General features: G+C 39.2%; 12 protein-coding genes and 1 riboswitch. Of the genes, 4 read left to right on the forward strand and 8 right to left on the reverse strand.

The annotated features are described in order from the left end of the window. Nucleotides 1–31: 31 nt before the first annotated feature. Nucleotides 32–1,231, reverse strand: coding sequence for an argininosuccinate synthase (locus IQ228_RS14580; protein ID WP_027402853.1), 1,200 nt, complete (start codon nucleotides 1,229–1,231; stop codon nucleotides 32–34). Between the two features lie 109 nt (nucleotides 1,232–1,340). On the opposite strand from IQ228_RS14580, the gene IQ228_RS14585 reads away from it, so the two are divergent. Beyond that, nucleotides 1,341–2,327, forward strand: coding sequence for a glycosyltransferase family 2 protein (locus IQ228_RS14585; RefSeq protein ID WP_193963300.1), 987 nt, complete (start codon nucleotides 1,341–1,343; stop codon nucleotides 2,325–2,327). Between the two features lie 77 nt (nucleotides 2,328–2,404). On the opposite strand, the gene psbN is transcribed toward IQ228_RS14585, so the two are convergent. The 5 genes from psbN to IQ228_RS14610 form a co-directional block, all read right to left on the reverse strand. Next, nucleotides 2,405–2,542, reverse strand: coding sequence for a photosystem II reaction center protein PsbN (gene psbN, locus IQ228_RS14590; RefSeq protein ID WP_027402855.1), 138 nt, complete (start codon nucleotides 2,540–2,542; stop codon nucleotides 2,405–2,407). Between the two features lie 123 nt (nucleotides 2,543–2,665). After that, nucleotides 2,666–3,310 (reverse strand): aminoacyl-tRNA hydrolase, encoded by a 645-nt coding sequence (gene pth / locus IQ228_RS14595; protein WP_027402856.1) that lies wholly within the window; start codon nucleotides 3,308–3,310, stop codon nucleotides 2,666–2,668. A 2-nt stretch (nucleotides 3,311–3,312) separates the two neighbouring features. Further along, a complete protein-coding gene (locus IQ228_RS14600) occupies nucleotides 3,313–3,567 on the reverse strand; it encodes a TatA/E family twin arginine-targeting protein translocase (protein WP_027402857.1) in 255 nt (84 codons plus the stop codon). Between the two features lie 157 nt (nucleotides 3,568–3,724). After that, entirely contained in the window at nucleotides 3,725–3,928 is a 204-nt protein-coding gene (gene psbH / locus IQ228_RS14605) for a photosystem II reaction center phosphoprotein PsbH (RefSeq protein WP_027402858.1), read from the reverse strand. 379 nt (nucleotides 3,929–4,307) lie between these two features. Continuing rightward, the gene (locus IQ228_RS14610) at nucleotides 4,308–4,733 is read right to left on the reverse strand and encodes a GxxExxY protein (RefSeq protein ID WP_015078232.1); all 426 of its coding nucleotides are present in this window, start codon (nucleotides 4,731–4,733) and stop codon (nucleotides 4,308–4,310) included. 243 nt (nucleotides 4,734–4,976) lie between these two features. Here IQ228_RS14610 and IQ228_RS14615 point away from each other — a divergent pair, with 243 nt between their 5' ends. The 3 genes from IQ228_RS14615 to thiC all read left to right on the forward strand — a co-directional run bounded on the left by IQ228_RS14615 (nucleotide 4,977) and on the right by thiC (nucleotide 7,750). Beyond that, the gene (locus IQ228_RS14615) at nucleotides 4,977–5,618 is read left to right on the forward strand and encodes a hypothetical protein (RefSeq protein WP_193963301.1); all 642 of its coding nucleotides are present in this window, start codon (nucleotides 4,977–4,979) and stop codon (nucleotides 5,616–5,618) included. Then, nucleotides 5,618–6,055 carry a DUF2726 domain-containing protein gene (locus IQ228_RS14620; protein WP_035082792.1) on the forward strand — a complete coding sequence of 146 codons (438 nt, stop codon included), beginning with the start codon at nucleotides 5,618–5,620 and terminating at the stop codon, nucleotides 6,053–6,055. The genes IQ228_RS14615 and IQ228_RS14620 overlap by 1 nt, the downstream gene beginning before the upstream one ends. 217 nt (nucleotides 6,056–6,272) lie before the next feature. After that, a riboswitch (TPP riboswitch) is annotated at nucleotides 6,273–6,369 on the forward strand. 7 nt (nucleotides 6,370–6,376) lie between these two features. Continuing rightward, entirely contained in the window at nucleotides 6,377–7,750 is a 1,374-nt protein-coding gene (gene thiC / locus IQ228_RS14625; protein WP_027402860.1) for a phosphomethylpyrimidine synthase, read from the forward strand. A 460-nt stretch (nucleotides 7,751–8,210) separates the two neighbouring features. Here thiC and IQ228_RS14630 read toward each other — a convergent pair whose 3' ends face one another. Together IQ228_RS14630 and IQ228_RS14635 are read right to left on the reverse strand one after the other, a co-directional pair. After that, nucleotides 8,211–8,558: a type II toxin-antitoxin system PemK/MazF family toxin gene (locus IQ228_RS14630; protein WP_027402861.1), complete on the reverse strand. Its 348-nt coding sequence runs from the start codon at nucleotides 8,556–8,558 to the stop codon at nucleotides 8,211–8,213. Continuing rightward, nucleotides 8,548–8,778, reverse strand: a complete 231-nt coding sequence (locus tag IQ228_RS14635; protein ID WP_027402862.1) for a hypothetical protein — start codon at nucleotides 8,776–8,778, stop codon at nucleotides 8,548–8,550. Before IQ228_RS14635 ends, IQ228_RS14630 begins: the two co-directional genes overlap by 11 nt. Between the last annotated feature and the right edge of the window lie 67 nt (nucleotides 8,779–8,845).

Raw genomic sequence — 8,845 nt, forward strand, 5'->3', positions numbered from 1 at the left:
CCCTACTCCCCCTACTCCCCACCCCTACCTTTTACTTGTTGCCCTGCGCCCAAATACGAGTAGGTAGTCCCCAAACGTAAATAAAGCCTTCTGCGGACCTGTGATCAAATTGATCTTCTGCGCCGTAAGTTGCTAAATCTGGGGTGTAAAGAGTATTATCACTCCAGCGCCCAACTATGACAGCGTTACCTTTGAAAAGTTTTAACCGCACTACACCGGAAACTCTTTCTTGTGTTTGTTGAATAAAGGCATCTAAGGCTGCTTTGAGTGGACTATACCAAAGTCCGTTGTATACAATTTTGGTATAGGTTTCTTCTATGCCTCGTTTGTACTGAGTGACATCGGCTGTTAAGGTGAGGCTTTCTAAGTCACGGTGGGCGTTAATCAAAACTATCATGGCTGGTGATTCGTAGATTTCCCGTGATTTGATGCCTACTAAGCGGTTTTCAATCATGTCAATCCGCCCAATACCATGATTTCCCACGATTTTATTGAGTTGTTCAATTAACTCAACAGGCTCTTTTGATGTGCCATTGATAGTGGTAGGAAGCCCTTTTTGGAAACCAATTTCTAGATATTCCGGTTCATTGGGAGTATCAGCTATGGCTTTGGTCATTTCATAAATTTCTTCCGGTGGCTCGTTTGCTGGGTCTTCCAATGTACCAGCTTCAATACTGCGACCTAGCAAGTTTTTATCTATACTGAAAGGAGAGGATTTTTTCACGGGTGCAGGAATACCAAATTTCTCACCATAGGCGATAGTTTGCTCCCGACTCATGCCCCATTCTCTGGCTGGCGCTAGAATTTTCAGGTTAGGGTTGAGGGCTGTACAGGAAACATCAAAGCGTACTTGATCATTGCCTTTGCCTGTACAACCGTGAGCGATCGCATCCGCACCATATTTTGCAGCCGCCTCTACCAGTATCTTAGCAATCAAGGGACGAGCCAGGGCTGTACCAAGAGGATAGCGGTTTTCATAGAGCGCATTGGCTTGAATCGCCGGAAATGCGTAGTCTTTAACAAATATATCCTTAACATCCGCTACCAAGGATTCACTTGCACCGGATTTAAGAGCTTTTTCTCGAACTGGTTCTAATTCATCTCCCTGACCTAAATCTGCTGCTAGGGTAATTATTTCCTCTACTCCCCACTCTTGCTTGAGATAAGGAATGCAAACAGAAGTATCAACTCCACCAGAATATGCTAGAACAACCTTTTTAGCGCGACCCATGAATTTCTCCACTTAGGAAAACAAAGAATGAGTCATTATTATATCTGACTTGCCTAGCGTATATTTTTTTATGCAACTGTGACTTTGCTATATTTGTTTTATCCTAAATATGGGTAATAGTTTTTTGGGTGCAACTGTGTTTTTTAGTATTGTCATTCCTACATATAATCGTTTACCAATTTTGGAAAAGTGCCTCCGCGCTTTGGAGAGTCAGGAGTTCAGCGATAAAACTTATATAGAAGACTATGAAGTTGTGTTAGTAGATGATGGTTCTACTGATGGTACTTTGAATTGGTTAGCATTACATAAAGATGAGTTTCCCCACGTCCGCTGTTTTGAACAAAATCATGCAGGTCCAGCAGCAGCGCGAAATTTAGGGGTGGAAAAAGCGCAAGGTGACACAATTATTTTTATTGATAGTGATTTAGTGGTTTTGTCTAATTTCCTCCAAGCTCATACAAATGCTTTGGTACAGGGAAGGGAGAAATTAAGGAGCGATACCTCCGGTACACAATGCGATCGCTTTTTTACTTACGGTGCTGTAATTAATACTTGTAACTTCGCCAATCCTACGGCTGAACCTTATAAAATCACAGATTTTTCTGCTGCTTTCTTTGCTACGGGTAACGTGGCTATTCCCAAACATTGGTTAGAAGAAGCTGGGTTATTTGATAATGGTTTTCAACTTTATGGTTGGGAAGATTTAGAATTAGGTGTTAGGTTAAAAAACTTGGGTTTAAAATTAATTAAATGTCCTGAAGCTGTTGGGTATCACTGGCATCCACCATTTACTTTACAGCAAATTCCCAAGTTAATTGATCAAGAAATTCAACGGGGACGCATGGGAGTTTTGTTTTATCAAAAACATCCTACTTGGGAAGTAAAAATGATGATTCAAATGACCTGGTTTCATCGTCTACTATGGGGGATTCTTTCTGTAAACGGATTATTGAATGAAAGAACTATGTCTCCGTTCTTACAATGGGTAATTAATATTGGTAAACCGCAATTGGCTTTGGAAATTGCCCGGATTTTCTTGAATTGGTATAATGTCAAGAGTGTTTATGCGGCTTATGCTGAAACAAAAAGTAAGTAAATCAAGTTTATATACATCCTAGCTCGTTAGGGTGGGCATTGCCCACCATGATCCATCATGTTAAATTAATAACCCTATTAATCATCGTGATCATCAAAAGGATCATCTAATTCCTGACTTGGAGGTCCAAAAGATGTATAAATTGCCATACCAGTAATAGCAACCAATGCCGAGCAAAAGGCAATTCCAAGCACCGTAGCGGGTTCTAAGTCCATAAATTTAGATACATATTATGAAAGCCATATTTATAGAATATTACAAAATTTAACTAATCGCACATTGTCCCAGAAGTCAGGAGTCAGGATTCCTAACTCCTTCCGTGAACAAGCAACCCCTCATCAAGAATCAATACCAGTAAAATTCTGGGTATTGCAAAGATTCATTGCCTTTTCTACTCCCTGTTTGAAACTAAATTCTCCACACTCGACAACAAAGTTTAAAACCTGAGACATAACTTTATTCTCAGCGGCGGAAAATCGTCCCAAAACATGAGAAACAGTATGAGAATTATCTCCATCTATTGCGCCCTTTGGTTTACCTATGCCAATTCGCAATCTGGGGAAATTTTGGGTATTTAGATGAGAAATAATGCTTTTCATGCCATTATGTCCACCCGCAGAACCGGATAAACGTAAGCGAGTTTTGCCCAAAGGTAAATCTAAATCGTCATAAATTACTAATACTGATTCAGGCGGTATTTTGTACCAATTTGTCACAGCTTGAATAGCTTGTCCTGAAAGATTCATATAGGTTAAGGGTTTGAGCAAGCGGACTTTACCCTTACCGGCTGCATTCCCTTCACCAAACTGTCCTTGAAACTTGCGATTTTCAGCTAGAGAGATTTGCCAAGCGCGAGCTAGGGTATCTATAGCTGCAAAGCCAATATTATGACGAGTTTGATCATATTTAGGCTCTGGATTTCCCAGTCCAACAATTAGCTGGGGAATTACCAAAACCATTGGTTTTACTTGTTCATCTTTCATCCTTATATATTTTCTGGCTGGTTTTTTCCAGCTTCAATGTGTTTATGTTCTAATTCAGCGGTTGTTTGCACAGTTTCTTTTAATTGTTCAGATTCTTTTTTAAACTCGCTTTGAAATTCATTAGAGGCTTCTTGAAAACTGCGAATGGTTTTCCCCAAACTGCGACCAATTTCTGGTAACTTCTTCGGTCCAAAGATTAATAATGCAACTACCATAATGACACCCATTTCTGGTAAGCCGATACCAAATATATTCATTCTTCTCTCTCCTGTATACAGAAAAACCGCCACAACTACCTTATAGCTTTGGGATCTAGATTAATTTTATCGCTATTTTTAGGCATTTTTTTTGAATCATAAAAAAACCCGGACAAGCCGGGTAGGTAATCATGTTAGCTTGATGACTGGATAGCCATTAGCCGCCTAAACTACGCCAATCCACAACCACATCCTGAATTAACAGAGACTTGTTATAAACTTGGAGAATAATTAGCAGAAATACCAGAAATAAACCCATAAACACACCCATTAAAGGTGTTGTTCCCCAACCTGGGGATACCTTACCATACTCAGCATTTAAGGGTCTGAGAATATCTCCCAACCTAGTCCGTTGTGCCATAGTTCACCTAAGAATTAGTTGCCAAAGCTTTTTTAAATTTTTTTAGACATTCCTAAACCTTTACAGGCGAAGGATTCCTGGTTTGAACTTGCCTGGTTTAGATTAGTCTAATTACAGGGTTGACAGTTCATAATTACTCGTGTGCTTGCCACAAATAATTACCCAAGCTGTTATCCGATGCTGGATAACTTCCCGGTTGTCTCACGGTACATGGATGAATCCAAAAGCTGTTCTTAAATTATCGCAGTTTGTGATCTTTGTTTAGCGATATTGCCGGAGGTTTTCGCCACATTTACAAAAATACATGATTTTCGGTGTGTTGATGCGGTTATGGAGGAATTAACGAACCGCAGAGGCGCAGAGTACACAGAGGGAAGAGTTAGAGAGAGAGGGCTATGCGTTTGATACCGTCTTTGAGGAGGGGAACGTTAAAGTTGATGAGGAGTCCTAAAGTGCGCTTGGTTATTTTGAGGTAGGAGAGAAGTTGAGCTTCGTGAATGGGGGCTAGGGTTTGCACAGCTTTTAATTCTACAACTAAACAGTCTGCAACTAAAAAATCTAATCTACCTCTACCTACATCATGTCCTTTATATGTCAAGCTTATTGACTTTTCAACCTCATGATGTATACCCCGAATCATAAATTCAACAACCAGTGCCTCCTTATACACCTCCTCCAAAAACCCAGGACCTAAAACCCGGTGTACCTCAATAGCAGCCCCAATAACCTCCCCTGTAAGCCAACTCATCTCCTCTCCTAACTCTCTTCCCTCTGCGTCCTCTGCGCCTCTGCGGTTCGTTTTCATCACATAATCCTTGCAAAAACAACTAATTACCAAATTAACCCAATTATCACCTCTACCAAACCTCTTACCTCTGTGTCCTCTGCGTCTCTGTGGTTCGTATTCATTATAACTTCTTCTTACACACTAATAAGAAATGTGTACTGTGTTCTGAAGAAAAAGCCCGAAAATTAGCCTTTTCCATAAAATCCAAAAACCTTAGCCAAGACTCTTGTAATTTTAGAAAATAGGGGTTAAGATATTTCCATGAACCTTAAAGAAGATTTTTGGAAAAAAGCAATGTCAAAAATTATCTACGATGTCATCCAACGCTTTGAGGTTGAAAACGGCGTTCCTCGTTTGGTTTCAACAAATATTCAGGTAATTGAAGGTGGGGAAGATTTGCTGTCTTTAGCTATCAGTATGTTAGCTAAACTGGGTTTTTATGAGAAGTTTGAAGAGAAGCGAACATCTCAATATATAGGTTATCGAATTAAAAATCCTGGAAAAGGTTCTAAACGCTATCAGTTAATTTTCACACAGAGAAAAGATGGTTTATATATTTCTTTACCTCGTGATATATGGGAACCATATTTACTGTGTTTAAATATAACATATTATGAATGTAAATATCCTTTCATAGATCAATATTGGGTTTTACCAAGTAATTCAGACCTTTTTTTAGAAGAAATAGCTAATGAAGGATTCTGGACAAATGATCAAGTCATTGGTTATTTTAAAACCGTTGTTGATTATGAACCTCCTATAGGTTTTGAAGAAAGAGGAATCTGGGTACATTTAGAAGAAGATCAACTTTTTCCTTATACTTGGCAAACCAAAATTAAATTAAGAGAAGTTTTAGAAGAATTTATTTACCACTTTGCAAAAATATTAATGGAGAAAAACTAATGTCTGTAAAACCCAAAAGACTTGTTAATCCTTACGAAGAAAGAATGCTAGAGTTTCTGCAAACCTGCATAGATGAAAATTATAAAATTCATACACAGGTAAGCTTATGCTCATTTTGTGAATTAGGTAGCAGCCTTGATATTAAACTCAGAAACTTCTTCTTTAGTTCCAGTGTAGACGCTCTGATCACAAACAAAGACTATAAACCTTGTTTAGTTGTGGAATTTCAATCTACATATCATGATTCTCATGACGCAAGAGAGCGTGATAATAAAAAATTACATTTACTAACCTTAGCAGGAGTTCCCCTAATTTATTCAAGAATTAAAGACTTTGGATTATTACATCTTTACTATCAAAATGAAGAAGTAATATTTAATTTATTCACAGGCGAAAAACGCGAAAATGCCAAAGCCTTAATTAGAAACTATTGCTAACTTACCCGCCTAGCACTGAAGTGCAAGGCTAATAACAAAAGTCGTCTCAAGACGACTGAAAAAAGAAAAGATATGAGTCCGTTTTAACGGACTTTCGCTATTAGCCTGGGGTTTCAACCATAGGCGGTTTGTGTAACCAACTACAAATCCTCCTTTCCCCATATCTTCACGATTTATCATCCCCCTCCCTCCAATCATCACCAAAATGCTACAATCTACACCATGCTAGGGGTGCTTGGGAAAACAAGCTGAGATCAAACCCTTAACACCTGAGTCTGGATAATACCAGCGGAGGGAAGCTGTTTATTGAGGAATTTGGATATGCGTACAGAATGGGTAGCCAAGAGACGTGGACAAGAGAACGTATCGCAAATGCACTACGCTCGTCAGGGTGTAATCACAGAAGAAATGCAATACGTAGCCAAGCGGGAGAACCTACCGCCTGAACTTATTCGCGCCGAAGTTGCACGGGGACGGATGATTATCCCTGCGAATATTAATCACACTAACTTAGAACCAATGGCTATTGGTATCGCTTCTAAGTGCAAAGTTAACGCCAATATCGGTGCTTCTCCCAATTCTTCCAACTTGCAGGAAGAAGTTGATAAACTCAACCTGGCGGTAAAATACGGTGCTGATACCGTTATGGATTTATCCACAGGTGGCGGTAATTTAGATGAAATTCGTACCGCAATTATCAATGCTTCACCTGTTCCCATTGGGACTGTTCCAGTTTACCAAGCTTTAGAAAGTGTTCACGGCACAATTGAAAATCTCACTGCTGATGACTTTCTGCACATCATCGAAAAACACGCCCAGCAAGGGGTAGACTATCAAACTATCCACGCGGGAATTTTGATTGAACATTTACCTTTAGTGAGAAACCGGATTACAGGGATTGTTTCTCGTGGTGGCGGAATTTTGGCGCGGTGGATGTTGCATCACCACAAACAAAACCCCCTCTATACCCATTTCAACGACATCATTGAGATTTTTAAAAGATATGATGTTTCTTTCAGTTTGGGCGACTCCCTGCGCCCCGGATGTACCCATGATGCCTCAGATGAAGCTCAGTTGGCAGAACTGAAAACTCTGGGAAATCTCACCCGCAAAGCTTGGGAACATGATGTCCAGGTAATGGTGGAAGGTCCGGGTCACGTTCCTATGGATCAAATTGAGTTTAATGTCCGCAAGCAAATGGAAGAGTGTTCGGAAGCACCTTTTTATGTTCTTGGTCCTTTGGTGACAGATATCGCGCCTGGTTACGACCATATTACGTCCGCCATTGGGGCAGCTATGGCGGGTTGGTACGGGACAGCGATGTTGTGTTATGTGACTCCTAAAGAACATTTAGGTTTACCTAATGCTGAAGATGTGCGTAATGGCTTAATTGCTTATAAAATTGCGGCTCATGCAGCGGATATTGCTAGACATCGCCCTGGTGCTAGAGATAGGGATGATGAACTTTCTAAAGCTCGCTATAATTTCGACTGGAATCGTCAATTTGAGTTATCTTTAGACCCAGAAAGAGCGAAGGAATATCACGACGAAACTTTACCAGCAGATATCTATAAAACTGCTGAGTTTTGTTCCATGTGTGGTCCTAAGTTCTGTCCAATGCAGACTAAGGTTGATGCTGATGCTTTGACTGAATTGGAGAAGTTTTTGGCTAAAGAACCTGTAGCGCAAGGTTAAATACTGAACAACCAGATCCCCGACTTCTTAGATAAGTCGGGGATCTAAAAATAACTATCGGAGGATCTAATGAAATATTTGAAATTATTTCCGGCAATTAAAGGTTTTCAATCTTGTACATCTTCCATTGCTAGTTTTCTGCCAAGCATGGTTTATTCATAATCAACGTTGGCAGCCAAATATGATATATCTCAGTGCGGGAATAATAATGTTATCATGTATTATTTTGTACGCATTTTTGATATCATCCATTACAGAAGCAAAAACCGAAAATATGCGGAAATATCTAACTTTTTGGTTGGTTAAATTGAATTAGTGCGATCGCTTTGAGATAAAGTAATTATTTACCTACTATTACTAATTTCCACAATCATTTCTCCTTGCTGTAATTGTTCCAAAGCATCAGGTAAAGTAATTGTCAGAAGTTGACGCAAATTGCGATTTTAGACAAAACACCAAGTTAAATTTCTAATGTATGTCTGAGTGCTGCATCTACTAAAGACATTTCTGACCAAAAACCAATAACTTTATCAATTTCTGTATCTAAAACAGTTGCTAGATTATCTGTCATAATCACAGAATCAGTAATTAATCCTGTTTGTTTTCCTTCTGGTGTTGCTATATTCACAAATACTCTGCTAGGGTGTCCAGCACGGGAAACATTACTAGTAATCATAGCTATAATAGTTTGCGATAAACCAGTACCAATATTGTTAGATTGAACAACTAAAGCAGGACGACGTTTAGCAGTTTTTAAGTTTGAGTCTGGGAACAAAACCAGCACTACTGAACCACGATTATAAGGCATCGTAAACTTCCATCTCTGGTTGATCCCAATCTTGTGCAAAACATTGTAATCTAGCTCTTAATTTTGCGGCTTGTTCTTCATTAATTCCGCGAGATGACAAATCTACGGAAGCATTGGTATCGAGAAAAGTTACAATTACTCGCGCTGTATTTATGCCTGTTGGAGTTTCGGTTAGCTCAATTTTCCCGTCTTTGTAAATGCCTTCGATTGACTGTAACATTAGTTTAATTTTTGGGGTAAACTACTTTTAAAACTATGCTTTTGGTAGTAACATAATTATTATATAA

Source organism: Dolichospermum sp. LEGE 00246 (assembly GCF_015207865.1).
Taxonomy (GTDB): Bacteria; Cyanobacteriota; Cyanobacteriia; order Cyanobacteriales; family Nostocaceae; genus Dolichospermum; species Dolichospermum heterosporum.

What these genes read in the sequence shown, in the direction of transcription:
- IQ228_RS14580 (WP_027402853.1), bottom strand. Translation starts at nt 1,231, where the DNA reads ATGGGTCGCGCTAAAAAGGTTGTTCTAGCATATTCTGGTGGAGTTGAT.
- IQ228_RS14585 (WP_193963300.1), top strand. Translation starts at nt 1,341, where the DNA reads ATGGGTAATAGTTTTTTGGGTGCAACTGTGTTTTTTAGTATTGTCATT.
- psbN (WP_027402855.1), bottom strand. Translation starts at nt 2,542, where the DNA reads ATGGACTTAGAACCCGCTACGGTGCTTGGAATTGCCTTTTGCTCGGCA.
- pth (WP_027402856.1), bottom strand. Translation starts at nt 3,310, where the DNA reads ATGAAAGATGAACAAGTAAAACCAATGGTTTTGGTAATTCCCCAGCTA.
- IQ228_RS14600 (WP_027402857.1), bottom strand. Translation starts at nt 3,567, where the DNA reads ATGAATATATTTGGTATCGGCTTACCAGAAATGGGTGTCATTATGGTA.
- psbH (WP_027402858.1), bottom strand. Translation starts at nt 3,928, where the DNA reads ATGGCACAACGGACTAGGTTGGGAGATATTCTCAGACCCTTAAATGCT.
- IQ228_RS14610 (WP_015078232.1), bottom strand. Translation starts at nt 4,733, where the DNA reads ATGAAAACGAACCGCAGAGGCGCAGAGGACGCAGAGGGAAGAGAGTTA.
- IQ228_RS14615 (WP_193963301.1), top strand. Translation starts at nt 4,977, where the DNA reads ATGAACCTTAAAGAAGATTTTTGGAAAAAAGCAATGTCAAAAATTATC.
- IQ228_RS14620 (WP_035082792.1), top strand. Translation starts at nt 5,618, where the DNA reads ATGTCTGTAAAACCCAAAAGACTTGTTAATCCTTACGAAGAAAGAATG.
- thiC (WP_027402860.1), top strand. Translation starts at nt 6,377, where the DNA reads ATGCGTACAGAATGGGTAGCCAAGAGACGTGGACAAGAGAACGTATCG.
- IQ228_RS14630 (WP_027402861.1), bottom strand. Translation starts at nt 8,558, where the DNA reads ATGCCTTATAATCGTGGTTCAGTAGTGCTGGTTTTGTTCCCAGACTCA.
- IQ228_RS14635 (WP_027402862.1), bottom strand. Translation starts at nt 8,778, where the DNA reads ATGTTACAGTCAATCGAAGGCATTTACAAAGACGGGAAAATTGAGCTA.